This is a genomic window from Lysinibacillus sp. RS11 (assembly GCF_042019215.1).
Classification (GTDB): Bacteria; Bacillota; Bacilli; order Bacillales_A; family Planococcaceae; genus Lysinibacillus; species Lysinibacillus xylanilyticus_A.
Window position 1 is genome coordinate 3,273,206 of sequence record NZ_CP168124.1, and the last position, 26,867, is coordinate 3,300,072.

Genomic DNA, 26,867 nt, shown 5'->3' on the forward strand with positions numbered 1-26,867 from the left:
ACAAATAAAGGTTTGATAAATGCCATCAGAAATAATTCTTCCATAGCCATTAATGTCCTATCATCATAAATAGAAGCGCTATACCAACTGTTAGAAATTGCTTGATATTGTTGATCATACGTATAAAGTCCTTTCGCATCCAGCCTGTTGTTTGATGTAAAGCTTTATATGCCCCAATCGTTGGGTTTTCTTCACTAATTACGTACTTCATAAATATCCCCCTTCCAATTTCGAATAAATATACAATACAGAATCTATGATTTAATTAACTGATGAATATTTTTTATAACTGCGAAATGGTAAAATCACCATTCTCTGTCATACATAGCTGCAAATTTTTATTGATTTCTATCTTAATGGGACTAACAATCGCTTTTTTATCAGAAAAATACCAAATACGTTCACTTGGTCCTAAAAGCAAATTTACACCATCCTCATAATTCCCCATAAATGTGAGAGCTTCTGAACGAATTTCGTTATTATTCATTGGCGTTATACCGTATGCTTTTAAACTATTAGCTACTGAATCAATAGCATCCGACGTTAAATTCATTTCACCAATATTTAGTACATGTTCGGGTGAAAAAGAGTCGGCATCTTGTTTTGGATTTACTTCCTGCCTTGAAATGAGCTCTATAATATTTCCTTCTGGATCGTAAAAATAACATGAATGAGCCTTTAATCTGTCAAAATATACTTCATCCTGTCCTTCTGAAAATAATAATTCTGCATGATCTTTCACCCAAATTTTCCCTTGTTGAAACAAATTACATGGAATATTTAATGCAAAGTGATATTGTTTTTTAACATAAGAAGGTATTTTTTCAAAAGTGATAATACTTTCACCAACAGCTATATCAACAAAATTATCCGTATTCGTTATTAATGCAAATCCTAAATGATTGCAGTAAAATTCCTTCATTTTATCTACATCATACGCGTATAGCTTCACTTTTGTAATCCTCATTGTCTAGCATCTCCTTTGCAATTTATTGTATTTACTATATCTACTAATAATAAATGAATACCTCATGCAAAAGAATGAAGATTATAATTTAAGCATTTCAACGAAAGAAAAACCAAAGTTACTTTATAGTTGTAGACGATCGCCTCTACTATTTGGTTGTGAAATGACTAAAAACTCTACATCTTCCTCTGAATCATTTCGCATCTGATGTGGTTTAAGGGGCGGCACTTTAATTCCTTCATTCTTCTGTAGGACGATACATTTTCCGTCAATATCAATTGTTGCTGTTCCAGATAGCACAAAGAAAAATTGTTGTGCATGATGATGATAATGATTTACCTCTGCTGTTTTAGCGGGCATACGCTCATGAATGATACTGAGATCATTATTCTTAACTAAATGCCAACCATCACATTGATCTCCCCATATATAATGTTCTGCACACTGTTTGCTAATTTTCAAACCTAATGACCACCTTCCCTTAATCTTCATTCACATGGATATTCACCCAATATTTGTATAAAATATAAATAAAGAATATTAACTTTTAAAAATTTCACACAGGAGTGAGAACGATGAATATTAAAAAGCAATTGCTAGGCTCAGCAATAGGCTATATGTTTGCAATATTAATCGCATACTTCTTTTTCGATTATTTTTCTTGGTCGTTTACTATAGGTTCCTTATTAGGTATCTGTTTATTTGCTCTAATTTTAAAGTCTATGAGAAGGAGATAGATCCCCCACTCATAATGTATTTAATAACTTGTCAAACTTGTTTGCACTCATGATTTCATGTGTAATAAACTGACCATTGTAAAGCAGCCCAAAGGTAGTCCATATGATAGGTGCATTCTGTGCCTCATCTTTCGTCATTAGTTGATAGGCATGGAAAGGAATGCACCTTTTTTTCTCTGCTATATTTTTCAAATCACCTATAACACTTACTGCAAAAGGACATTGAGTAGTGAAGTATATCTCAATACCACTGTTATTAGATATAGGATTTTTCACCTGTAATTTAAATGAAGGATCCTCGACACAATCGTTAAATTTATAGACAGCCAGCTGAAAATAAGGCGCTGCTTGATCTACAACTTTAAATCCTAAATGCTCAAAAAAACGCTTATCACTTAGGAATGGAAGCTTTTTCTTTCCAACTATATGTACGATGCCATCCATACCTTGCGCTAGTGCATCTTCCTTACACTTTTCAAACAATCGTCTAGCGTGATTTTGATTTTTGTATTTCCCTGAAACCCATAGGCAATTAATATACATATAATTCGGTGCATCAATAGGAATCCAAGCTTGATTTGCGGGTAAATATTCAATAAACACCTTTGCCCGATCATTTAGACGATAAAAAACCAATCCTTCATCCATGCGGTTCATTAGCCATTCTTTCTTTTCTTTTACCGCTTGCTCGTATTGCTTCGCACCAAGTGCACAACATATATGCTCCTGTTCAATATTGTTCCTAGTAATTTGAATATATTCCACTTTACCATCCACCTCTTTATTTACCAAAAATGGTAACCACATTTACCTATATACTATCGGTAATAGAAAATGGTTAGCAATGCCCCTTCCTCTTATCTTACAACTTTTCGGTAATTGGCTATCATAATCCACTTAACTTTTTCGTTCAATAAATTTACAATAATATTACAGCCACTTGGAATGGAGGATGACATTTGGAGAGAATTATTATTAGACGCCCCCAATCAACAGACACTGAAGAGTTGCATAAGTTTTTTTTACTTGTTATTGCCTATACATATACAAAGGAAGGTCTTGCAGAGCTATATGACGAGCAAAAAAATGAATGGGAAATAAAAAAACATTATTTAAAATTAGATTGTGATAGCCAAGGTGAGGAACGATTTTTCTGGTTAGCCATTCACGCAGAAACAAAGAAAATTGTAGGAACCATAGAGTATGGTATCGCGAATGAATTAATTCAAAAAAACGTCCAGGAAGATTTAACAGACTTTCCTGAGATCGGGACGGTTTTTGTGCACCCTAACTATCAAAATCGAGGTATAGGAACGATGTTACTTCAACAAATGTTAACTACGCTACGCTAGAGAGTAAAAATAGTAGAGGCTTTTGTTTAGATAGTGGTTATAAACAGGCACAATTGATTTGGCAGAAAAAATTTGGCAAGCCAGATTTTTTACTTGAGCATTATTGGGGTGAAAACAGTCACCATATGATTTGGAAGCAAACATTTCCAAATATAAAAGAGGAGGAATAATTTATGCAATACAAAATTTCACAAGAACTAGATGCAGGCAAAAAATATTATATTAATAACAAGCTATATGAATATAATCTAAAGCATTTTCCAAATGATTTAAGGGGCAAATATCAAGAAATCAACTTATTTCTTACAGATGAAGAAGGTCAAATTTGTGGAGGCATTCTGGGAGAAATTTGCTGGAATTGGTTAGAGATACATACACTTATGATTGATGAGTATCTTCGCGGATTAGGGTATGGGTCTAAATTATTGTTAGAAATTGAACAAATTGCTATAAATAACGATTGTGATTTCATAAAGGTAGATACTTTAAGTTTTCAGGCTTTAGATTTTTATCAAAATCATGGATATGAAATCTATGGTACATTGGACAATGTCGGAAGAGATTATAAGCATTACTATTTAAAAAAGGATCTTTCATAGGATTAGCAAATGTCCTCTATGCTTTGAACAAAAAATCAAGCTCTCGTCATGGTGCATGTAGCTATCCAACTACTATGAAAACCTTATATAGATACAAAGTGCTAGGTTAGGACAATTATTATCATCATTTAATTCTCTTACTATTCATCTTTTCATTTCTATATTTATTAATATTGTACCCTCACTGAATGAGTAAGTTAACATTCCACATATTTGTGGTAGAATTTTTTAACACATGTACTATTAACAATATTTTTTAAGAATTATGTAAGGTTTAAATAAAAAGGACGTCATGTCACTAATTTAAGCTAACATGTAGGAGCTAAATCGAACAAACAATAATATATAGTCGAGGTGCATGACCTTTATGTATTTTGGAATCATTCCAAACACACTAACAAGCCTTGCAATATTATTCCTAATATTGCAAGGCCTATAAGAAACAAAGAAATAAAAAACGCCCCTTTGGATTTACCAAAAGGACGATTCATCTCGTATTACCACCTTTAATCTATAAGAAACTCACATTGCTCACCTAAAGTAAAGTAGTTTTACGATACTGCACCACAGAATTACGGGTGCTTAAACGAGAGAGCCTAATAAAGAAATCCTATTCGGTACATATCATTTTGCTAGCGTAAATTAAATTTGTTTTTCAAACCTTTTAAAAGCCTCAGACATTCTGTTAATAATCTCTTCAACCTGTTGGCTTGTAATAATTAGCGGTGGGGCAAGAGCAACCGTATTTGTTCCCTTCCAATCGAAGTAACGTAATTGCAGCCCTAAGTCCATGCATATATCTGTATACAGAGCTGCGGCGTGTATCGACGGATCAAATGAGATGCCGTTTTCAGGATCTTTAACTAGCTCAATACCGGCAAGTAGACCAAGTCCTCTTACATGCGTTATATGTTTATGACTGCTTTCAAGATACTTAAGTCCTTTTAATAATTCTTCACCGCGAAGTCTACTATTCTCAACAATTTGATCCCTTTCTAATATCTCAAGTGTCTTCAAGCCAACTGCGCAAGCCATTGGATGTCCACTATATGTGAAGCCATGGAACATCATTTCATCGGATTGAATAAATGCTTCTCTTACCTGCTCTCTCATAATTACGGCACCTAGGTGTGCGTACCCACTTGAGATTCCTTTTGCAACACAAAGAAAATCAGGTACAATGTTCCAATTATCAACACCAAAGGTCTTTCCGGTTCTACCAAACCCACAAATCACCTCATCTGCAATAAGCAAAATGTTGTGTTCGTCGCAAAGTTCGCGAACAGCTTGAAGATATCCGTCAGGTGGGAACCTTACCCCGCCTGCGCCTTGAATTGGCTCCAGAATGACAGCAGCTATGGTGTCGGATCCTTCTGATTCAATTATCCCACGAATAGAACGCGCGTAATTTGGATCAGTTTTGTCACCAAGTTCTGCATTTAGAACATGCGCTGCAGCAGTAAGGAAGTTCGGAGCATTGGAAGTCGTAAATTTGTTGAATCCCTCAATTCCGGTAGCACTTGTAGCTCCTACTGTAACCCCATGGAATGATTGTTCAAGGGAAATAATTTTAGTTTTCTCTGGCTGACCTTTTACTTTCCAATAAAAACGCGCTAGTTTAAATGCAGTATCATTAGATTCCGAGCCTCCCGATGTGAAGAAGCAAACATTCAAATCACCAGGTGCTAATGAGGCCACTTTCTGTGCTAAAAGGATAGCGGGCTCGTTGGATTGTCCGCTGAATGAAGAGCTGTATGAAAGTTTTAACATCTGCTGTTTTGCTACCTCAGCAAGCTCTTCATTCCCGTAGCCAAGGTTAACATTCCAAAGCATCGAAACCCCATCAATACGCTCTTTCCCCTCTATGTCTTTCAGATAAATTCCTTTGCCTTCTGTAAAGATTGTTGAAGGCCCCGATAAATAATGAGCTCTTGGTGGTGTTGTTGGATGCAAATAATGTTTTTTATCAAGTTCTGATAATTCTAATTTACTTAGGTTTTTCCTCTTTGTAACGAATTGCATATTTTATTCCTCCTTTATTAGACAAATACTATTAAGCATTGTTCGTTTATTTAACTAATTTTCTGCCCTTCTATATCTGTTAAGAGTTTCTTTGATTCTTTTGAATACAAGGATCGAATCGCGAAATAACAAGCACCAATCCCCATCCAGGTAAATCCAACTATTTTTCCGGTTGTTGAAAGCCCCCATAAAATATAAAGACAAACCAACATCCCTATTAACGGAATAATCAAATATTTAACGATATTTTTTTGCTTATTTTTTAAATAGTAATGATTAATTACACAAACATTCACGAAAGCAAATCCTAATAATCCACCAAATGCAACTAAGTCGGATACAATTTGCAGATTCAAAGATACTGCACCAATAATTCCGATGATTGACATTAATAAAATATTATTAACCGGTGTTTTATATTTTGGATGAATATAGCTAAAAAATTTTCGAGGGATGACATTGTCACGCCCCATCCCCAAGAGCAGACGACTTGAAGCTGATTGGCTTGCTAAGGCACTCGCAATTCCAGATGCGATAATCGTAAGTGTAATATAATTCTGGAGGAACCCGCCCCCTATAGTCTCTAAAACGTTGAAGAAGGCTGTGTCGGGATTATCAATAGCTAAATAGTTTCCTACAAGAATCACTGCTAAATAAGTTACGGAAACATAAAATACTGTTTGAATGACACAGGTAAACAAAATGGCCAAACCAATTTTATTCCCCCCTACGTTCGTCTCTTCGGCCAAGGTTGTTATAGCATCAAAACCTAGGTAAGCGACAATCACAATAGCTGCCCCACCAATAACCGCTCCTATTGAAAATGAATCACCATCATAAATTGCCTTATAGTTTATAAAAGCTAAATCGCCTGTTATAATAAAGTGACTTGCGCTGAAAACAAAGGCAATCACCGCGATAATCATGAGGAGCACTAAAACTAAGTTCAACTTAGCTGCTATATCAATTCCAATCATATTTACAATCGTGATTGGGATAGCGAAAATGAGCACCCAGCCCCAAACTGGAATGCTTGGTACAAGAGCGTTTGCAAAACTTGCACTGATTAAAAAAGTTAACATGGGTATCAACAGATAATCAAGGAGCATTCCCCATCCAGCTATAAAACCTATTTTAGGGTGTAGCGCTTTATGGGCGTAGGTATAGGTTGAGCCCGCAACTGGGTAAGCTTCAACCATTTTACCGAAACTGTTCGCCGTAAATAACATTGCAACAAAACCAAGAACATATGAGAGGACAGAATGGCCCTGAGATACCAATGTGATAATTCCAAACATTGACATCGCTGCAACTGGTGCCATAAAGCCAAGACCAAAAATAACTAAATCACGCATCTTTAAACTTCTTTTTAGGCTTTGTCCATCTGATAAAATTTGAATGTTCGCTATTGATTTTTGTGTTTCTATAATCCCTACCCCCATTGGCGTTATTGTATTTTTTTGTATTTACACAAAGCGTTATCCTCCATATTCAAACCATTTCATTCAAGTCAACCTAGGCATGCTTAGTCTAACTGTACATTTCAGATTTTGAGTTAATAGACTCAAACGTTCTGCCTAACATAGCCTCAACCCAATCACCATTAATAAACAGTTGTTATTTCGTCATTCATCTGACCCCCCTCTTTTGTTAATTGCCATTTTTTCCTTCAAACTGTAGTAGGAACAATAAGCATTCTTTATATTAATTTCAGATTATCAGTTTAAGATTATTTAATATTGTAAAAATCGGAACATTCTAAATTTTACACCAAAACTATTCCAATATACTCATGCCAGGCGCACGTAAAAAGAGGCTGGGACAGAACTCGATTATTTTGAAAAATAGCGAAAACAGATAATAACTTTTTCGCTTCAATGAGTAGAGTGTTCCTTCCTAAATCAAAAAAATGTTAGACCAATGCAATCGGTCTAACATTTTTTCTTTTTGTCCCAGCCTCTTTGCTATACAAATATTATTTAGCTGGTTTTCAGGCAGCTTTTTTGCCCAGTTAATTGATAAGGTGTCATGTTTCCGAAATTCCGAAACTCATGAATCAAATGGGCTTGGTCATAATAACCATTCTCATAAATAACATCATTTAACGTATAATGGGTTGTCCTTAGAAGCATATTTAGTGATGATTGGAACCTTACTATTTGGCTAAATAATTTTGGGGAAATTCCAATATGGTCTTCAAATAGTTTTCTTAAATATCTAGTTGAATATCCTACTTCTTCTGCAAGTTGAGCTATGGTAATATTACCTCTTTTCTCGTATATATTATATAATGCTTGTTTTATTAGCTTTGATGATTTGTCAATTTCAAAAATTTGACTTCTCAATATTTCATTGAATATATTGACTCTCTCCGTAAAACTTTCGTCGGTTACTACCTTTTCTATGATATTCGTATTTACAGGAAACATTTCATTTAAGGAAACTTCTTTATCTGTAAGGTCTTTTATACCGAATTTCTTAATATCTAGGCATGGTAGAAAACGAATCCCAAAGTATGTACTGTTTGGGAGAAGGTTAATCACTCTACTTTTAGTAACGCTTCCACAAATATTACCGTAGTGCTGATCACAATTAATGAGAATATCGATACACCCATCTGGGATAACGGAAATTTGACTACTTTCCTCTCCCATTTTAAATTGGTAAAACAGAATAGATGGTTGTTTTGGTTTAATTCTTACTTTTTGTTCAGTATAGTAATCTGTCTGAAATTCAAAGTCAGGCTGAGACGGCAAGTAACTAATTATTTTGGAATTTAAAGAACTAATCACTTTATACCCCCTTCACCACAAATTAGTAAACGCTTACAAATTAATGCTTAATATTTGATTATTTCCTCGATTAATCAAATAACAGCTAAATCAACAGTTTACTACTTTTCTTACATTAAGGGTTGATCCTTATCTACTTCTACTCTCTGGCTCTCTGTTTACAGATTTTCCGAACGAGGAAGCCCATTCTAGATGAAACCAAGTTCGGAAAATCTGTAATTTAAATTTCGCTACAATCCTAAAACGGATAATCTAATTTACTCGTCTGTACAGATACCCATTTCACAACAGTAAACTCCTCTACAATCCACTCATATCCAAAACGCCCAATCCCACTTTGTTTCACTCCACCAAATGGAACATTTCCTTCTAGCACTGCAGGCATATCATTTATATGTGTTGTACCAGATTCAATCTCAAGGGCTAATCTTTCCCCTCTTTCTAAGTCACTAGTAATAATGGAAGAGGATAATCCATATTCCGTGTCATTAGCAAAACGAATGGCCTCTTCATCACTTTCAGCCGGAATAATTTGTGCCACAGGACCGAAGATTTCACAAGTAGCAAGACTTGAATCATTAGGTACATCAACAAATACAAACGGAGAAATAACATTCCCTGTACGGACACCTTCTACGGCAACTTTTAATCCACATTCCTTTGCTTTATTAACTAAGTCCATGATTTTATCAGCTTGTTTTTCACTTATAACAGGTCCAATAATTGTGTTAGGATCCTTAGGGTCTCCTACTGTTAACCCCTTTACTTTTTCTACGTATTTAGTAACAAATTCATCATAAATATCTCTATTAACAATAATTCGGTTTGTAATCGCACAGATTTGGCCACTATGCAAAAACTTCCCAAAGATAGCGGCTTTCACTGCTTGTTCAACGTCGGCATCTCTTAAAACTATTAAAGGATTATTGCCTCCAAGTTCCAATGCCATTTGTTTTAATGTTCCGCCTGTTACCTTATTAATATGTTTTCCTACAGCCGTTGATCCTGTAAAACTGATAAACGAAGAATTCGTATTTAACAGGAATTCATCTCCTGACTCTTGAAGGTCAGTTAAAATTGAATTAAACACTCCAGCAGGAAGTCCTGCTTCTTCGAAAGCCTTTGCAAAAACTTGTCCACCAACTATTCCAACTTGGAGATCTGGCTTATGAACAACACTGTTCCCGAGAGCAATGGCAGGGAAAATTGTTCTTGTTGCCATGTTAAATGGAAAGTTAAAAGGTGTGATGGACGTAATAACACCTAAAGGTAATCGATATACACGGCTAACCTTTCCTGGTGTTGTAGATGCATAATTTTTGGGTGTATATATTTCATCAACCATATTAATAGCATCTTTTATGTCACTAACCCCAAAGCCAAACTCAATATGAGCTTTAAGTAGTGTTCCACCTGTTTCACGTGTAATTAATTCCAAAATATGCTCTTTATTTTTCTCTAAGTAATCTAATGCTTTCGTTAAAACCTCTTTTCTTTGTTCTGGGGTAGATTTAGCCCATTCCTTTTGTGCTACTTTAGCTTTGTGATAAGCATCTTTTATTTGCTCTACATTCGCTAACTCTACAGTTGTAATTGTTGACTGATCATATGGATCTTTTATTGCATAAGTTCTTTTACTACTCCCCTCTACCCATTGACCTCCAATATAACTTTTATTTATTTTACTTGCCCATTCAATGCAGTTCACATCTAAAGCCAGATTCTTTGTCATTTAAAGTCCCCTTCCTGAAATGAACATCTATACTTAACGCGTTGTAAGCTAAATTGTAAGCGGTATGAATTATTTTTTATTGTAAAAAGCGGACCTACCCTTATAAAACAGATTCAATCATTGTTTCTTATTTATCCTATGCAAATGCAAAAGTTCTGATCAATAACATAGATGGCGCTTCTATAACTTCTGTTATTTTTTCACAATCAATCTATTACCTTAAACGCAGATTGACTTTCAGCCCTCTTACTTTTTAAAACGCTTATGAATATTGTTATACTTGTAAGTACCTTCCTCACTGAATTCAATCAATTCCATAGATAATGCCAAATATCGCCTAGTAAATAGATCAGTAAAATGATCCTTGATTACTTCGAATAGTTCGTCACAAGTTTCTTTCTTATTTTTAGGCGATCTTCCCGCCCCAATTTTTAATATAGCATGAACAAACGCATCATCTTCTGCTCCATCTGCTACTCGGTAATCTTGAAGTTCAATGGCTCTTGATCGAATTCCTCCAATCGGAAAAAGATGACTACGGCTAATCAAAACATCATTCACTTTTTTAAGTAAATTCGGAATGTCTGCTTCTTTCTTTATGTTATCGGTATACTCAACAATAAAATGCGGCATGTTTTCATCCCTTTCATTGACTAAAAATAGCGTTATCACTTTCAATTCTTAAGAAATGTTTTTCACTAATAACGGTATTTACTAGTCGTCCCACTCCTTCAATTTCAGTAATAACTTCATCTCCTTCCTTTGTATCAACTAGGCCCTCAGGCGTACCAGTAAGGATAATGTCGTTTTTATTTAATGTCATAAAACTACTTAAATATTCAATTAAATGTGGAATACTAAAAATCATATCTTTCGTTGTGCCTTCCTGAGTAACTTTTCCATTTACATAAGTACGCAATGTAAGATTCATAGGATCTTCAATATCTTTTGCATCGACCAGCCATGGACCGATTGGTGTACAAGTATCTCTATTCTTTACTTTTAAGTTCGGACGATAATAGTTTTCTAAATAATCACGGATGGCATAATCATTTGCAACGGTATATCCTGCTACATAATCATAAGCATCTTCACGTTTAATGTTAGTCCCGGAACGCCCAATGACAACTGCAAGTTCACATTCATAATGCATATTGGTAGCCTCAGCCGGTCGGTAAGTCAGACCTCGATGACCAATAAAAGTATTCGGACCTTTTAGAAAAACTAAAGGTTCTGTTGGTGCTTCAAAAGCAAGTTCCTTTGCATGATTTGCATAATTTAATCCTAAAGCAAAAACGGTTCTAGGTTGGACAGGTGGTAGCCAGACCACTTCCTCCTCAGAAACAATTTGTCCATTATCTAGTTTCAGGTGACCATCATTTGTTTCAATTGCATGATGAATGACGTCCTGAAATACTACACGTGCATGTTTCATAATAATTGCGCTCCTTTACAAAACAATAAGATTCTCATTTAACTGTATTTTCTAAATAACCGATTCCATCAATTTCAATTCGTACCCGATCTCCCTCTTTAACAAGCGGGGGATTTTCAGGTACTCCAACGAGTAAAACATCTCCCTCATACAGCGTCATAAATCCAGAAATTTCAGAAATCAATTTTGATACAGGACGAATTAAATTGGTCGTTGTATTCTTTTGTTTTAATTCGTCGTTAACGAATACAGTAATCGCCAACTTATTAGGGTCAGAGATTGCATCACGTTCAATAATCCATGGACCTACAGGGCAAAAGTTATCTCTCGCTTTTTGTTTAATAGCTGGACGATAAAAATTCTCATGTGGAATACTCACATCATTTACAATGGTGTATCCTAATACATGATCTAAAGCTTTTTCTTCTGTTATACGCGTAGCATTTTTCCCAATGACAATGCCTAATGAGGCACCTATTTGCAGATGAGATGTATCCTCGGGTAATGGAATTGAAGAGTTAAATCCAGTAATGGTGTTCACCGGTTTTATATATAAGACAGGCGCTTTGGGAGGCTGTTTATAAGGTTCTTTCGTTAAAGAGGAACCTAATGCCTTAAGCTCGCCACTATAATTTAATAAAGTTCCATATACTGTTCCCGAAATTGGCGCCTCCAAAGAGGACTGCTCTACTGTTAAATTTCTATCATCAAGAATGATTGTATTGCTTTGAGGATCTACCTCCACTTCTTCTGTGTGAAGGGTTTCACTATATTTAATGATTGCCTTACTCATAACTATTCACTCCTCTTATAAACTCGTAAATTCAACTGATGATTACTTAAACACTAATGATTAACTACACCTTTAACATCATTACCTATAGTCGACTTAACGATGATTTCTGGAAAATTATCCTCTACATTTTTTGTCTTACGGGCCCCTATAAATGTACCAATATAGCAGCCTAAGAAACCTAACGGTATAGAAACAATTCCTGGTGATGCAAGAGGGAAAATAGGATTACCAGTAAATAAGGCTACACCTGGTTCCAGATTCCAAACATTTGGACTTAACATAACCAGACCAATTGTGCTAATTAATCCTATAAGCATCCCAAAGATTGCTCCAGTTTTGTTGAATTTTCTCCAAAAAATAGTTAATAAAATAACCGGTAAATTCGAACTCGCTGCTAATGTTAGAGCGATGGATGATAGAAAGGCAACATTAAAATTTTGAAGAAATAGTGATAAGGCAATGGCGATAACAGTGATGAAAATCGATGCAAGACGTACCATAAACATTTGCTGTTTTTCGGTTGCTTTCCCGTCTTTTAAAATTTCGTTATAAATGTCATGGGAAAATGCTGTTGCTCCCGTAACCACAATTCCAGCAACTACTGCGAGAATAGTAGCAAAAGAAACCGCAGAAATGAAAGCAAACATAAAATCTCCGCCAATAAACTTTGCTAATAATGGCGCTGCCATATTGCCTGCTGGGTTAGCCTCTATAATATTCGAAGTTCCAACTAGTTTTGCTGCTCCAAACCCAAGGAAGATGACCATAATGTGGAAGAGTCCCATGATCCACATAAGCCAAACAACTGACTTTCTGGCAACCTGAGCATTAGGTACAGTTAAAAAGCGAACTAATACATGGGGTAGACCCGCTGTTCCAAGAATGAGCCCAAGTGTTACAGAAGCTGCATCCCAGCCGTTTTTATATTTTAAACCTGGGTTTAAGAAATCGATTCCAAAAGGAGTGGCTGTTTTCATATCAGTAAAAATGCCAATAAAATTAAAATTAAATTTCCACATAACCATTACAAACATAATAAAGGTTCCACCTACTAAAAGAATGGCTTTAATAATTTGAACCCAGCTTGTTGCGGTCATTCCTCCAAACAAAACAAAAGCTAACATAGCAATACCAACAATAAGGACTGAAGTATTATACGGAATACCTAATAATAATTTGAATAACGCTCCTGCAGCAACAAGCTGTCCAAGCATATAAAAAACGGAGATGATTATTGTATTGAAGGCAGTTACACCTCGTACTTGTTTAAACCTAAATCGAGCAGTAATCATATCACCTAACGTATATTTCCCAAGATTCCTTAATGGTTCTGCTACTAAAAATAAAATGACAAGAAAAGAAACAAGAGCACCGTACATGAGGAAAAATCCGTCATACCCCGTTAAAGAAAAGGCTCCAATTAATCCCAAAAAGGTAGATGCAGACATAAAGTCTCCAGCTAAAGCAAGACCATTTTGCCTAGCAGTCAGACCACCTCCAGCTGTGTAAAAAGAACCTGCCGTTTTTGTTTTTTTGGAGGCATAGTACGTAATGAAAAGTACCCCTATTGACATGAGTACAAAAAGAAGAATAATATCCCACCCCATATTTCTACAGCCCCTCTTTTACTAAGATTTGCTTTACCTTTTCGTCAAGTTCAGCAGACTTCTTTACATAAACACTACATACCGCAAATGACATAAAGATAATTGAAATACCGTAAACCCACGCCAACGTAATGTCTCCTATTACTTGGACATTTAGTATATTTGTAAACAAGGCTAGGAATGGTAAAGCTAGTGAATAAACCAAATAAAAAATTGTATATGGAATAATAAACTTTTTCTTATATAAAAGTAGTTGTTTAAAATCCTCCGAAGCGAAAATTTTGTCATAATCTATTTGTTTGTTGTCTTGTTGTTCGATGTCTTTTTTTACACTACTCTGTTCTTTTACTAGCTCCAAATTGATAGCACCTCTTTCCTAATAATTTAATAGGGTTCTTAAATGCTTCTAATTCTTCGATTTTTAATTTCTATTAAAAACCACTAGTTTTAGCTCTGTCATTTCCTCTACAGCATATTTTATTCCTTCTCTTCCAACTCCACTTTCCTTCACACCTCCATAAGGCATGTTGTCTACACGAAACGTTGGAATGTCATTAATCATTACGCCTCCAACCTGAAGGTTTTCAGCTGCAGTTAACGCTGTATGAACATTATCCGTGTAGATTCCCGCTTGGAGACCATATCGTGAATCATTTACTTGCTCAATTGCTTCCTCTACAGCTTGAACTTTATTGATGATAACAATTGGAGCAAACACTTCTTGACACGAAACTTTTAAAGAAGACTCTGCATTTAATAATACCGTTGGCAGTAGAATATTCCCTTTTGCGATCCCCCCAGTTGCTACTTCTGCTCCATGTTGTTTCGCCTCATGAATCCAATCTAAAGTACGTTCCACATCTTCTTTTGAAATAAGCGCTGAAACATCCGTACGTGGATCTAACGGGTCACCAATTTTGAGTTGTTCAGTTGCTTCAACGAATTTTTGCACAAATGTTTCGTACAAACTCTCATGAATATAAATTCGTTGTACTGATATACATACTTGACCTTGGAAAGAAAAGGCTCCCTTCACACAACGATTAATAATTGAATCAATATCGATTCCTTTATCAATAATAACGGCAGCATTTGAACCCAGTTCTAATGTCACACGCTTCAGCCCTGCTTTGTTTCGAATACCAATTCCAACAGCTGGGCTCCCCGTAAATGTAATAGCTGCAATTCTATCATCGGTCACGATTTTATCCCCTACGACTCTTCCGCTTCCAGTAATAACATTAAGTGCTCCATTAGGTATACCAGCCTCCTGTAACAACTCTGCTAAAAAGAAAGAAGATAGTGGAGTTTGACTTGCTGGTTTTAATACAATTGTATTTCCTGCGGCAATGGCAGGCCCTACTTTATGGGCTACTAAATTCATCGGGAAATTAAATGGAGTAATCGCTCCAATAACCCCAATAGGTTCACATACCGTATATGCTACTCGTTTTTCTCCACCTGGTGCAGCATCCAATGGAAGTGTTTCTCCGTGAATTCGCTTTGCTTCTTCAGCTGCAAACTTATACGTTTGTATTGTCCGTTTCACTTCATCGATTGCAGTGGCAATTGGTTTAGCTGCTTCTAAAGCGATAATTTCTGCAGCTTCATTTAAACGCTTCTCAAACAAAGCTACCAAACGTTCCAAAATCGCTGCACGTTCGTGAGCTGGCATTTTAGCCATTACAGTTTTTGCACGAAATGCAGCTTCAATTGCCTCATTCACTTCTTTTTCATTAGCCTTAGGAATATATGCAATAACATCTCCAGAGTATGGAGATGTTAGAGATGCATGTTCAGTGGCTTCTTTCCATTTACCATCAATGAATAAGTTTTTCTTTCTTGCTTGCACTTTTAAATTCATATTCTACTCCTTTCTGTTATAGCCCACTATTATTTAGATTACTAGCTCATCATTTTTCATGTATTCATTCATTCCGTATGACTCATTCTGCTTGCCATATTTATAATCTAGCCACTTTACCTTAATGCGCTTCTTGTATGGGTCTACAGAACAATCTTTTAGTTGTATTAATAATGAAGTGTGTTGCTCATTTATAGATATTTGGTGGCAGGTTCCATCATAATTATGACCGTCTATTTCAACTTGAATATGGTAAATACCAAGTTTAGGCATTCGGTAGCTGTTTTTTACTATTAATTTAAGAAATTGATGATTTTTATAAAAAAGGGAACTTTGATTCACTTCTCCACTAACTTCATAAAAATCACCAAGGTACATAGGAATCTTTTGCACATGACCTTCATCAAGCAATTTTCGGATTGCTGTTGAGCTAATTTTTTCATCATCATGTTGGATCTTTGGAACAGTCGTTACTTCCAAATTTCCGGGGATATACTCCGATAACGTTTTCATATTACCGAGTCCTTTATAGCCATATTGATAATCAAAGCCCGCTACAACATGTATACATCCAAGTCCTAAAATGTATTGTTCAACAAAATCATTAGGAGAAAGACGGGCAAACTCAGGGCTAAACTCAACAACAAATAACTTCTCAACACCCAACTTTTCAAATCGATCTTCTTTCAAAGGAAGCGGAGTTAAATAAGTCATTGGCTCCATATGAGGAAAGAGTATATCTTTTGGGTGCGGATAAAAGGTCATAACACCAAAGGCGCATTGTTTTTGCATAGCAATTCGTTTTGCTGTTTCAAGAATTCTTTGATGACCGATGTGAACGCCATCAAAAAAACCAAGAGCCAAAACACAAGCTTCCATTTCAGTGAACGTTGATTTATCAATTGAACTTTTGATAGTAATTGTCTCCATCGTTTGCCCTCTCCTTTTATGTTAAGTTAACTGCGGTGCAGCGATCTGGCCATATTTTCCTGCAAAGAATGTCAGAGGATTTCCTTCACGAAGGACAATATCTTCTACTTCTCCAAGGAACAGCGTATGGTCACCAGCTACTTGCTTTCCATATACATTACATACAATGTTAGCCAGTGCATCCTTTACTACAGAGATTTCGTTTAGCTGATCAAATTCTGTTTCACGCTTTTCTTTGATCTGGCCAGCGAATAACATCGAAACTTCTTGCTGATCTTCCGATAAAATATTCACCGCAAATTTACCGGAGCGGTTAATTTTATCCAACATCTTTGCATTTTCTTTAATCGATATTAGTACGAGTTTCGGGTTTAGCGACACTGACATGAAGGCATTTGCTGTCATGCCATGAGGCTCTCCATCAATGTCCGTTGTAATAACTGTTACGCCGGTTGCAAATTTACCCATCGCATCTCGAAATGTACGATCATCCATTGAAATTCCTCCATTCTCTTTATTTAAATAACAAGTTCTGGTTTGCGCTGTGCAAGGTTTGGTGCCTTTGATTGAATTTGTTCATTCGTTTCAATATCTAAAAACGGAGATGTTTCATTAAACCAACTGTCCGGTGCTTTTGCACCCCACAATGTTTGACGACGTGGGTCATTTAAATCCCATCGAATTGGTTCGAAGTCATTGTCACTTGTTAAGTAATCTCCGTTATACAGCTCAATGCGATATCCATCTGGATCTCTTAAATACAAGAAGAACGCGTTGGATAAGCCGTGGCGTGCTGGACCTCTTTCAATGTTCTCTGAATAGCCAAGAGAAGCTAAAACATCGCAGCAGTGGATTAGAGCAAGTGGATCCGGTAGCCAGTAAGCAAAGTGATGAAGACGCGGACCATCTCCGTTCATAAAGGCTTGATCATGCACGGTCTGTTTGCGGTGGAGCCACGCAGCCCAGATACTTCCATCTTCTATAGTTGTATATTCAGAACACGCAAAGCCTAATTCGTTGATAAAAAAGTTGTAAGCTTTTTCTACATCCGGTACAGCACAGTTTACGTGGTCAATCCTCTGAATTCGTGCCCCGCTGTATAGATCGTAGCGCTGAAGTAAGCGCTCTGCTTTTTCAATCTTGCAGAAAAATTCAAGAGGCATCCCTGAAATATCATGTACATGCAGTGCACGCCCAAGAGCATGCTGAGTTCCTTCCTTAAGCCACTTTGTTTTTAAGCCTTTTGCTTGAAACAATTCAGCCAGACGGTCAAGATCTTCTTCTTTTCCTACTTTATAACCGAGTGCGTGTACCCCGAACGTCTCGGACTTTTTGAGAACCAAGCTGTGGTGTGTATGCTCTTCAAGCCCTCTTAAATAAACACAGTTGTCCTTTGTTTCTGTTTCAATCATGCCGAGCGCTTTTACATAAAAATCTTTTGAACGGTCTAAATCCTTCACATTAATAACAGTTCTGGCAATACGAATGATATTGAAATCCATACTCGTCCTCTCCCTTAGTCAATTAATTAGTTATTTTTTAACTAACGCTTCTGATCGATTCAAAAATTCTTTTACACGATCAACATATTCCTGTTTGTCATACCCGTTATAAAGCGTACTTGCCATTCTAACTGGATCACCGAAGAAGAAGCGCTCATAAAGTGTTTGTCGAGTACCGAATGAACTTATACATACATCCCATGCCAAACGATAAAGTTTCACACGATCATAGGCATCCCCTGTGGCTGATTGTAAATACTTATCAAGATCCGGACGAATTTCAGAATTGAAGTCTGATTCTGATGGAATCGCCATTAAGCCACTTGCACCCATTAATTGCATAATTTCTGTAAAGCGAGGGTAAATTTTCGGGAAGTAATGACGTGCTGCATTTAACGGTGAAAATTCAGGTGTCATAGTTCCCCATCTATCCACTTTTGCATTTGCTTCGGAAGCAACGACATATGCTTTCATCGTTTCAAGTGCAAGAATTACCTCAGAGATTTTCTCCTGTATATGTTGGTATTGGCCAATATTAATTGTCTCTGCCATTAATTGAAGAATACCAAGTACAAACTCTGTTTTCGCGATATTTTTTGATACAACTTGATGTGTCATATGAACAACTGCATTACTTTCATTGTAAGCCTGGTTACACACACTAACATCACCAAGGGCAAAGACCCGATTCCACGGAACGACAACATCATCAAACACAACAATGGTATCCATTTCTTCAAAGCGAGATCCTAGCGGATGGTCGAAATGAGACTTCCCATAATCAAAAGATTCTCGACAAATAAATTTTAAGCCCGGTGTGTTATTAGGAATAGAAAATGCAAATGCATATGGATTTTCTTCAGCTGATTGTTTTAACAAAGTAGATGGGAATACCATGATTTCATCCGTAATACCACCTTGAGTAGCCAGTAATCTTGCCCCTTTAATAACGACCCCTTCAGATGTTTTCTCTTTAATCCGTGCTGCAATATATGGATCTGGAAGCTGTGCTGAATTTACTCCTCTATTGACTTGAGGCTGAATCAACGTATGTGTTAAAGATAAATCATTTTCACGGCAATACTCGTAGTAGTTGGCCATGTTTTCGGCATAGATGGAGTCTTGCTTTCCAAACATTTCTGCAGCTGAACCATACGCCATCATCCCGACATTAATGTAATCAGGGGAACGTCCCATCATGCCACCATTATATTTCGCCCATTCTTGCATCATTTTGCGACGTGTCACCAATTCTTCTTTTGTTTTTGGCTGAATAAAAGATGTACCTACCCGTTCTCCAGTTGTTGGAGATACATATGTCATGTAATCCTTTTTGTCTGGATCATGTTGCAAATCGTAAAGTTCTGCCTGAGTTTTCATAACTCCTTTAAAAGCTGGATGTTCAGAAATCTTTCCTTCTACTTGTTTGCCATCAATCCATATATTTGCCTGTGCATTATCAACTCTTTTAATATATTGCTCTCCTGTTTTTGCTGGCATTATTGTTTCCCCCTTAGAAAATAGTTTTTACTTCCCAAATTGCGGAATATGATGGTCACCTATAGCAACATGGACTACTTTTGGTTCTGTATAGAATTCAAAGATTGCGTAATGGCCACCCTCTCTTCCAATTCCACTATCTTTCATACCGCCAAATGGAATTCGAAGATCTCGTACGTTTTGAGCGTTTATCCAAAGCATACCTGCTTCAATAGCATCCGCCATACGATGTGCTCGTTTTAAATCTTTTGTCCATACAAAACCAGCTAGTCCGTAAGATACGTTATTTGCCATATGAAGTACTTCTTCATCTGTTTCAAATTCGATTACGGCCATAACGGGACCAAAGATTTCTTCCTGACATACTCTCATATCATTTTTTGCATTTAATAAAAGTGTCGGTGGGACAAAATTACCTGCCTTTACATTCTCCGGAACCACTCCCTGAACTACTTCACAACCTTCTTGTTTAGCGATTTCTATATATTTTTTTACTTTGTTGTAGTGACCTTTTTCAATGAGCGGACCAAGCTCAGTTGATGCATCCATTGGGTCACCGATTTTAATGTTTGCGACACGTGCTTTTAATTTTCCAACAAATTGATCTTTAATATTTTTATGCAAGAATACTCGAGAATTGGATGTGCAACGTTCCCCGTTAAAAGAGAAAATCCCCCATATTGCTGCATCTAGAGCACGTTCAAGATCTGCATCATCAAATACAATTAAAGGTGATTTCCCACCAAGCTCCATCGATGTTTTCTTTAAAGTATCCGCAGAGTTTTTAATAATAGTGGAACCTGTAGTCGTTTCACCTGTAAATGAAATCGCTTTCACATTTGGGTGAGCAACAAGAGTAGCACCTGCTGTTTCTCCAAAGCCATGAACGACATTAAAGACTCCATCCGGAACTTTAGCTTTATGAATAATTTCAGCTAATTTATTTGCAGTCAATGGTGAAAGTTCAGCTGGTTTTAGAACAACAGTATTTCCAGTTGCTAATGCAGGCGCTACTTTCCAAGTCTCTAACATGAATGGGGCATTCCATGGAGTAATTAACCCTATAACGCCTAATGGTTTATAAACTGTATAATTAATGAATTCATCATCCATTGGATAAGATTCGCCATGCAATTTTGTCTCAACCATTCGTGCGTAGAAACGGAAATTTTCTGCAGCACGTGCGGTTTGATTTCTTGTTTGGCTAATTGGCAGACCTGTATCTAGTGATTCTAAGAATGCAATTTCTTCAATCTCCTCATCGATGAGATCTGCAATTCTATTAATATATTTCATTCTTTCTTTCAATTTCATCTTGCCCCAAGGACCATTCTCAAAGGCTTCTTTTGCTGAAAGAACTGCTTGATTTATATCCGCTTCACGCCCCTCGGCGATATAGTTGTTTATTTCATTGGTAAATGGATTTTTATTTTCAAAAGAAGCACCTGATTTACTGTCGACAAACTGTCCATTAATATAGAGTTTTACATTTGCTACTTGCTTGTGTAAGTGATTTTTTTGAGTCTCAGTTACTTGAACCTGCATGTTATTACACTCCTCATCCTTCTCTTACTCCTGTAACAAGGAGTAAGAGAATTTTTTAGATTTTGAATGATTATTTAGTTACAATCTCATTTGATAAAATTCCATATTGATTTAAAACTTCACGAATCTCGTTTTGAAGTGCCTCAGATGGTAAATCCATTGGCTTGCGTAAAACTGGCGTAATTTTACCCATCATACCCAGCGCTGCTTTTACTGGTCCAGGGTTAGTTTCTTTGAATAACACATCATTTAATTTCATTAATTCATAATGAAGATTTAAAGCCTTTTCAGCGTCGCCTTCCTCCCAAGCATTGTGCATTTCCGCTACTTTCGCTGGTGCAACGTTTGCTGTGGCGCTAATAGAACCTTTTCCACCGATTGTTAACATTGGGTAGCAAAGAAGTTCAATTCCTGAGAATAGACTAAAATCTCTCCCACAATTTAATAGCACACGATTGACATGTTCAAAATCTTTATTTGACTCTTTGGCACCAATAATGTTCGGGCAATCTTCAACAAGTCGAGCCATTGTTGTTACTTCCATATTCACACCTGTTCTTCCAGGTATATTATATACAAGAATTGGAATATCCACGGCATCTGCAATAGCTTTATAGTGTTTATATAATGCTTGCTGGGAAGGCTTGTTATAGTATGGAACAATGACCATCGCGGCATCTGCTCCCATTTCTTGAGCAACCTTTGTTAACCGTAGCGCTTCATTATGATTAACTGATCCCGTTGCTGGTATAAATGGAACTCGTCCGTTAATCGTTTTACTTGCTGTTTCCATCACAAGCTCTCTCTCTTCGATCGTTAGAGAACTAGGTTCTCCAGAAGTCCCGGTTACCGAAATGCCATGGCTCCCACTCTCTATTTGCCAGTTAATTAAATTTTCAAATGTCTGTAAATCTAAACCTTCATCTTCCTTGAAGGGTGTAATAACTGGTGCAATCGAACCTTTTATACTTTCTTTAGCTTTTCGAATTCTAGACATTTTATCGTCTCCTTTTCTACCTTTTCATGGAATTATTTTCAAGATTAATGTATCATTAAGTTTGTAATATTTAAAATATTTAAAATGTTCGCAACGTATATAAAATAAATATGCTTTCTAAGGAGGATTTTCATGGATATAAGACAATTGCGATACTTTACCACTATTGTTGAAGAAGGCCAAATTACTAGAGCAGCAAAAAAGTTACATATGGCCCAACCCCCCCTTAGTCAACAGCTAAAAGCGCTGGAAGAAGAGCTTAGTACTCTTTTGATAGTACGAAATGGAAAAAATATAGAACTTACAGCAGCAGGAAAAGTGTTATATAAGAGAGCTATCAATCTTTTAAGTCAGATTGATGAAACAATTATGGAAGTGAAAGAAGTAGGGGAAGGTCTTAAGGGTACATTATCAATTGGATCTGTAAAAACATGCTTTTCTTACTTACCTGAACGCATTCGTTTTTTCCGAGAAAAGTATTCAAACGTTACATTTCGTTTATACGAAGGGGATACCTATCGATTATTACAAGATTTAAGAAATAGGCATATTGAGGTTGCTATAGTCCGGTTACCTTTAGAGGCAGAATCAGATGACTTGTCCTCACTGCCATTGCCTCCGGACCATTTTGTAGCCGTTATCCCTGAGACGTGGAATTATGAAAATACATTAAGACTAGATGAACTTTCAAGTATGCCACTAATGTTGCTACAACGTTTTAAGGGTGTTGGTCAATACGAACTCGTTTTAGAAGCTTGTAGAAAATATCACTATGAACCAAAAATTGTCTGTCAATGTTCAGACGCTGCTATGATTATGTCCCTAGTTAGAGAAGGTGTCGGTGCTTCCTTACTCCCAAGGTCTGTCTTACGTTCATTTTCTATGAATGGCCTGAAAATATTGGAGCTTGAAGAACTTAGTATTCAATCAGATTCCGCCGTGATCTGGTTGAAGGACCGTTACCTTTCAAAAAGTGCTGTTAAATTTATTGAAACTTTTGAGAGGGAATACAGTTTAAGTATCTCACCAGTAGAATGACTCGAATAATTTTATGATTTTATAAATCATAAGTGTTGAATCAGTTTTTCGGACATTGACGGTGAGATATTGTGCTGCCATATAATTCTCAACAGCTGTGAAAAATATGAACAGAGTAAGCTATCCAATTGCTACAGATGTGATACCACGATACTAGGATCACCAAGATTCTGAGAGGTTTACTTTGAAGACATCCTGTAAGACTAGTAAGTAAAAAAGCTTTGAATGAGGCTACTGAGATAAACCTATAAAAATTAGATTTGAGTATAATGTTAACGATCCTTCAAGGTGCTTATGAATATAAAGGTTTTACTGAACAAGTTGGCGAGAATATGTATAAGGCTGATTTGAAAGCTTTTCAAAAAACAATAGAAAATGCAAAAGAACCAATTGACGCTAGTAAAGTTTCAGAGTTATCATCTAATCAAGTTAAAACATTACAAGGTGCTCCAAGTGGTAGTTGGTTAGTTCCTTTATTGCAAGAATAGGACAATTAGGGATGATGGATTTACAAGAGGGTCTAGTAAACCCTAAATTATTTCAATATACTTCAACAGTAAATGCTTATAAACGATCGATTTAAGACATTTTAACGGAAACACAAAAAGCTTAGGACTCAAAATTAATTGAGTACCTAGGCTTTGTTTTTTAAGCATTTGCTATGAATTTAGGTACATTAATGTCTAACTTCCCTACTACGAATTAAACGCCTAAAGATTCTCTTATTTTGATTACTGCATCTTCTATTTCATAAGATGTTTCAAGTACCTCAGAATTCTCACGGTGATTCGATTGAATGTACCGAATGATTGTATATAATTCATCAATCATTTCGTCATCATTTATATATATTTTCATTTTGTTCCCTCCTTGATGTTATTTAATCATAACAAAAAGGTGGATGAAGGTATAAAAATAACGCTAGCCTATGCTGTGTTACTCGTTTACTGTTACATGATAATGTCACTAACGTCGCATGAATTTTAATTGAATTTTCTGTTTTCTAATTCTTCCGTTTTTGAAGAAAATGAAAGACGCTTAAGTAGAGATAGTAAACATCCATTTTTTTACTATAACCTTTGACTAGGGCAACTGCAGTTCAAAATCCTTAGGGTACCGTATTTCCTTCGATTTTTCGAAGCTAAATACGTGCTGGTTTCCATAGTGTTGCTTTTAAGTACCTACTAATTTGTAAATATGTCCGTGAACTGTTTGTGTGAAGCTGTGCTAGCACGTTTAAGCAGTAAACGATCATTGCGATGTATACCTGATTATGCACAGCTTGCTCGCTTTGCCCGTAGAACTTTTTAATGTTCAGATGCTGTTTCATCCATTTGAAAAACAGTTCGATTGCCCAGCGTGACTTATACAGTTCAGCGATCTCATCTGCACTTAAATCAAAACGATTCGTCATCAGATGTAGTTCTTTACCGTTTGGATCCAGTACTTCGATACGGCGAAATACATTTTCAGCGCGATTTTGCGTGTTGCCAATCAGAATCATTTCATCCGATAACACCGATGACTGTTCAGGTACTTCAAATGATTCAACCACACGTGTTACAGCGTTTTTTCGTAAGCGTGAGACAAAGAAAAATCCGTCATCTGTCATGCGATCAAAGCGCTCATAATCTAAGTAACCTCGGTCAAACACGTACATGCACTCCGTGTCATCAATGAGAATTTCAAGCTGACCACGATCATGTTCTTTCGCATTCGTCAACACCGCTTTATCAGGGTAGGAACAACCTTTTTCTAGGTAAACAAGGCGCAAATGTAACTTCACACCTGATTTTGTTTTACGGAATTCAGCCCATCTATGGTTGTTTAAGTTTAATGGCAGTGTGCTGGAATCAATGATTTTCAGTGGTGTTGTGGTTTTTCGCCTATGCTCAAAATTCATTTTCTCATGAATTTGCTCGACTAAGTCTAGAAAAATTCGTTGGAAAAACTCAGTTGGCACTTGGTTTAATCGCCGACCTAACTGCGAAAAGCTGATGGACTCTAAATACGTTGCTTTTTGTAAGTCGTCTGATAATAGCGCGTCACTAATGGCACGTAGACTTTCGGTTTCATTCAGTTGCGCAAACAGTAATAATTTCAAGAATGAAGCGATGTGAAGCTTCTTTGTATAGTAATTTAATTGATGAATTTCAACTAATTTCTCCATTTGTGTAGAAGAAATAGGTGAAAACCATTGTTCAAATGATGTTTTTCGTGTAAACTTATCCATGCTTATGTCCTTTATTTTGGATTTGGATGGTTTACTATCACCCAACCATTATAAAGGCTTTTTTTATGTATGGATAATATTACAGAAAATTCGGTTTTTAAAAATGCGTTGAATTATATTAATGCGACGCTAGTGTGATAATGTATGTAAAAAAAGAAAATGGCGAACATTGTACGCCAAGTGTCTTCAAATATAATACTAGAGAAATTAATTATCAGTTTTAACTATCATTCCATGCGGGTTGAGCAACAAGCTAGATTCCGAGGGGCGGTACCACCGCATACAAATATTGAATACCTAAAACTTAATTCTTAATCCCCTTTTTCTTTTGAGATGAAAGCCCTACGAAGATATGTACCAATTTTAATTGAGATTATTGTCAACAAAAACAGATAACTAATATTGGCTGTCTGTTTTTTTATACTGTACAAATCTCATTAAATTTCCTATTATAGTTAAAAAAGGAGGAATTTAAATTTGAAAAAATCAACAGTTATATTTAGTGTATTTATTTTACTTTTAACTTTTAGTATGGGCGCTTACGCTGCAACTAAATACAATTTTACTTTTGACGGAAAAAAACAATCTATTGATGTACAGTTAATTAATAATACGGCATATGTACCGTTAAATGCTGTTACAGAGCTTTTTGGTGGGAAAGTAACTTATGATAGCAAATCAAAAACATATGCTGTTACATCAAATACTACTGAATCTACTACTCAATCTGAATTGTCAAAAACAATTGATAAAGTAACAGTTAAAATTGATAAAGTTGTGCAAGATTCTGATTCATTAAAAATTTATGTTACATATGTAAATAACTCTAATGATAAAATTAGCAATGGAAGCGATCTATCTAAGATTGTCGCAAATGGAAAACAGTACAGTTATGACTCTAAATTCAATTTTGAAAGATGGTATAAAAAAGAAAATGTTCCTCACGCTGATACCTATCTTGAGCCTGGTGTAACTGCTGAAGATGTTATTTTCTATGCTCCTATTGATGCTGATTCAATAAATATTTTAATTCGTGCTAACTGGACAGATTACAGATTCAATAATGTAAAGATTACAAAATAAACTTTCTTTTATAAAACACGTTTATAGTAATTTTAATTGTTTTAATTATAAAACAGATAACTAATCATGGTTGTCTGTTTTTTATATGTACAATTACCTACCATTTCCTTTATGGTAATATACGAAAGGATTTGAT

General features: G+C 36.0%; 27 protein-coding genes. 5 read left to right on the forward strand and 22 right to left on the reverse strand.

Features of this window, described 5'->3' with window-relative positions:
* Positions 1-49 precede the first annotated feature (49 nt).
* The 4 genes from AB9L17_RS16940 to AB9L17_RS16955 form a co-directional block, all read right to left on the reverse strand.
* Entirely contained in the window at positions 50-211 is a 162-nt protein-coding gene (locus AB9L17_RS16940; RefSeq protein ID WP_223553638.1) for a hypothetical protein, read from the reverse strand.
* Between the two features lie 72 nt (positions 212-283).
* The gene (locus AB9L17_RS16945; protein WP_068983650.1) at positions 284-967 is read right to left on the reverse strand and encodes a VOC family protein; all 684 of its coding nucleotides are present in this window, start codon (positions 965-967) and stop codon (positions 284-286) included.
* A 123-nt stretch (positions 968-1,090) separates the two neighbouring features.
* Positions 1,091-1,429 (reverse strand): cupin domain-containing protein, encoded by a 339-nt coding sequence (locus AB9L17_RS16950; protein ID WP_375199520.1) that lies wholly within the window; start codon positions 1,427-1,429, stop codon positions 1,091-1,093.
* A gap of 284 nt (positions 1,430-1,713) precedes the next feature.
* Positions 1,714-2,469 (reverse strand): N-acetyltransferase, encoded by a 756-nt coding sequence (locus AB9L17_RS16955; RefSeq protein ID WP_068983652.1) that lies wholly within the window; start codon positions 2,467-2,469, stop codon positions 1,714-1,716.
* 194 nt (positions 2,470-2,663) lie between these two features.
* Here AB9L17_RS16955 and AB9L17_RS16960 point away from each other — a divergent pair, with 194 nt between their 5' ends.
* Positions 2,664-3,056 (forward strand): GNAT family N-acetyltransferase, encoded by a 393-nt coding sequence (locus AB9L17_RS16960; protein ID WP_375199521.1) that lies wholly within the window; start codon positions 2,664-2,666, stop codon positions 3,054-3,056.
* Positions 3,057-3,229: 173 nt separating this feature from the next.
* Positions 3,230-3,655: a GNAT family N-acetyltransferase gene (locus AB9L17_RS16965; RefSeq protein ID WP_375199522.1), complete on the forward strand. Its 426-nt coding sequence runs from the start codon at positions 3,230-3,232 to the stop codon at positions 3,653-3,655.
* A 642-nt stretch (positions 3,656-4,297) separates the two neighbouring features.
* Here AB9L17_RS16965 and AB9L17_RS16970 read toward each other — a convergent pair.
* From AB9L17_RS16970 to hpaI, 16 genes are all read right to left on the reverse strand, one after another.
* Positions 4,298-5,677: an aspartate aminotransferase family protein gene (locus AB9L17_RS16970; RefSeq protein WP_068983654.1), complete on the reverse strand. Its 1,380-nt coding sequence runs from the start codon at positions 5,675-5,677 to the stop codon at positions 4,298-4,300.
* A 50-nt stretch (positions 5,678-5,727) separates the two neighbouring features.
* Positions 5,728-7,119, reverse strand: coding sequence for an APC family permease (locus AB9L17_RS16975; RefSeq protein WP_083226920.1), 1,392 nt, complete (start codon positions 7,117-7,119; stop codon positions 5,728-5,730).
* A gap of 537 nt (positions 7,120-7,656) precedes the next feature.
* Positions 7,657-8,469, reverse strand: a complete 813-nt coding sequence (locus tag AB9L17_RS16980) for a helix-turn-helix transcriptional regulator (protein ID WP_068983656.1) — start codon at positions 8,467-8,469, stop codon at positions 7,657-7,659.
* A 238-nt stretch (positions 8,470-8,707) separates the two neighbouring features.
* Entirely contained in the window at positions 8,708-10,201 is a 1,494-nt protein-coding gene (locus AB9L17_RS16985) for an aldehyde dehydrogenase family protein (RefSeq protein ID WP_139114382.1), read from the reverse strand.
* Positions 10,202-10,447: 246 nt separating this feature from the next.
* Positions 10,448-10,834 (reverse strand): 5-carboxymethyl-2-hydroxymuconate Delta-isomerase, encoded by a 387-nt coding sequence (locus AB9L17_RS16990; RefSeq protein ID WP_068983657.1) that lies wholly within the window; start codon positions 10,832-10,834, stop codon positions 10,448-10,450.
* Between the two features lie 13 nt (positions 10,835-10,847).
* The gene (locus AB9L17_RS16995; RefSeq protein WP_068983658.1) at positions 10,848-11,636 is read right to left on the reverse strand and encodes a fumarylacetoacetate hydrolase family protein; all 789 of its coding nucleotides are present in this window, start codon (positions 11,634-11,636) and stop codon (positions 10,848-10,850) included.
* Between the two features lie 34 nt (positions 11,637-11,670).
* On the reverse strand, positions 11,671-12,429 hold the full coding sequence (locus tag AB9L17_RS17000) for a fumarylacetoacetate hydrolase family protein (RefSeq protein ID WP_068983659.1): 759 nt from the start codon (positions 12,427-12,429) through the stop codon (positions 11,671-11,673).
* 53 nt (positions 12,430-12,482) lie between these two features.
* Entirely contained in the window at positions 12,483-14,039 is a 1,557-nt protein-coding gene (locus AB9L17_RS17005; protein WP_068983660.1) for a solute symporter family protein, read from the reverse strand.
* A 4-nt stretch (positions 14,040-14,043) separates the two neighbouring features.
* Entirely contained in the window at positions 14,044-14,397 is a 354-nt protein-coding gene (locus AB9L17_RS17010) for a DUF485 domain-containing protein (RefSeq protein ID WP_175401687.1), read from the reverse strand.
* A gap of 63 nt (positions 14,398-14,460) precedes the next feature.
* Positions 14,461-15,903, reverse strand: a complete 1,443-nt coding sequence (locus AB9L17_RS17015) for an aldehyde dehydrogenase family protein (protein WP_068983661.1) — start codon at positions 15,901-15,903, stop codon at positions 14,461-14,463.
* Between the two features lie 33 nt (positions 15,904-15,936).
* Positions 15,937-16,833 (reverse strand): cytidyltransferase, encoded by an 897-nt coding sequence (locus AB9L17_RS17020; protein WP_375199523.1) that lies wholly within the window; start codon positions 16,831-16,833, stop codon positions 15,937-15,939.
* Between the two features lie 21 nt (positions 16,834-16,854).
* Complete coding sequence (locus AB9L17_RS17025) at positions 16,855-17,328, reverse strand: flavin reductase family protein (RefSeq protein WP_068983663.1); 474 nt, start codon at positions 17,326-17,328, stop codon at positions 16,855-16,857.
* 23 nt (positions 17,329-17,351) lie between these two features.
* Positions 17,352-18,335 carry a 3,4-dihydroxyphenylacetate 2,3-dioxygenase gene (hpaD, locus tag AB9L17_RS17030; RefSeq protein ID WP_375199524.1) on the reverse strand — a complete coding sequence of 328 codons (984 nt, stop codon included), beginning with the start codon at positions 18,333-18,335 and terminating at the stop codon, positions 17,352-17,354.
* Between the two features lie 30 nt (positions 18,336-18,365).
* Positions 18,366-19,835, reverse strand: coding sequence for a 4-hydroxyphenylacetate 3-monooxygenase, oxygenase component (hpaB, locus tag AB9L17_RS17035; protein ID WP_068983665.1), 1,470 nt, complete (start codon positions 19,833-19,835; stop codon positions 18,366-18,368).
* Between the two features lie 27 nt (positions 19,836-19,862).
* Positions 19,863-21,380, reverse strand: a complete 1,518-nt coding sequence (hpaE, locus tag AB9L17_RS17040; RefSeq protein WP_375199525.1) for a 5-carboxymethyl-2-hydroxymuconate semialdehyde dehydrogenase — start codon at positions 21,378-21,380, stop codon at positions 19,863-19,865.
* Between the two features lie 70 nt (positions 21,381-21,450).
* Positions 21,451-22,377 carry a 2,4-dihydroxyhept-2-ene-1,7-dioic acid aldolase gene (gene hpaI / locus AB9L17_RS17045; RefSeq protein ID WP_068983667.1) on the reverse strand — a complete coding sequence of 309 codons (927 nt, stop codon included), beginning with the start codon at positions 22,375-22,377 and terminating at the stop codon, positions 21,451-21,453.
* A gap of 132 nt (positions 22,378-22,509) precedes the next feature.
* Between hpaI and AB9L17_RS17050 the strand changes: the two genes are divergently transcribed.
* Complete coding sequence (locus tag AB9L17_RS17050; protein WP_375199526.1) at positions 22,510-23,415, forward strand: LysR family transcriptional regulator; 906 nt, start codon at positions 22,510-22,512, stop codon at positions 23,413-23,415.
* 269 nt (positions 23,416-23,684) lie between these two features.
* Entirely contained in the window at positions 23,685-23,903 is a 219-nt protein-coding gene (locus AB9L17_RS17055; RefSeq protein ID WP_254660121.1) for a hypothetical protein, read from the forward strand.
* A 214-nt stretch (positions 23,904-24,117) separates the two neighbouring features.
* On the opposite strand, the gene AB9L17_RS17060 is transcribed toward AB9L17_RS17055, so the two are convergent.
* Together AB9L17_RS17060 and AB9L17_RS17065 are read right to left on the reverse strand one after the other, a co-directional pair.
* Complete coding sequence (locus tag AB9L17_RS17060) at positions 24,118-24,273, reverse strand: hypothetical protein (RefSeq protein WP_175401688.1); 156 nt, start codon at positions 24,271-24,273, stop codon at positions 24,118-24,120.
* 283 nt (positions 24,274-24,556) lie between these two features.
* Positions 24,557-25,648 (reverse strand): IS4 family transposase, encoded by a 1,092-nt coding sequence (locus AB9L17_RS17065; protein ID WP_068983669.1) that lies wholly within the window; start codon positions 25,646-25,648, stop codon positions 24,557-24,559.
* 477 nt (positions 25,649-26,125) lie between these two features.
* Here AB9L17_RS17065 and AB9L17_RS17070 point away from each other — a divergent pair, with 477 nt between their 5' ends.
* Entirely contained in the window at positions 26,126-26,731 is a 606-nt protein-coding gene (locus tag AB9L17_RS17070; RefSeq protein WP_068983670.1) for a stalk domain-containing protein, read from the forward strand.
* Positions 26,732-26,867 lie beyond the last annotated feature (136 nt).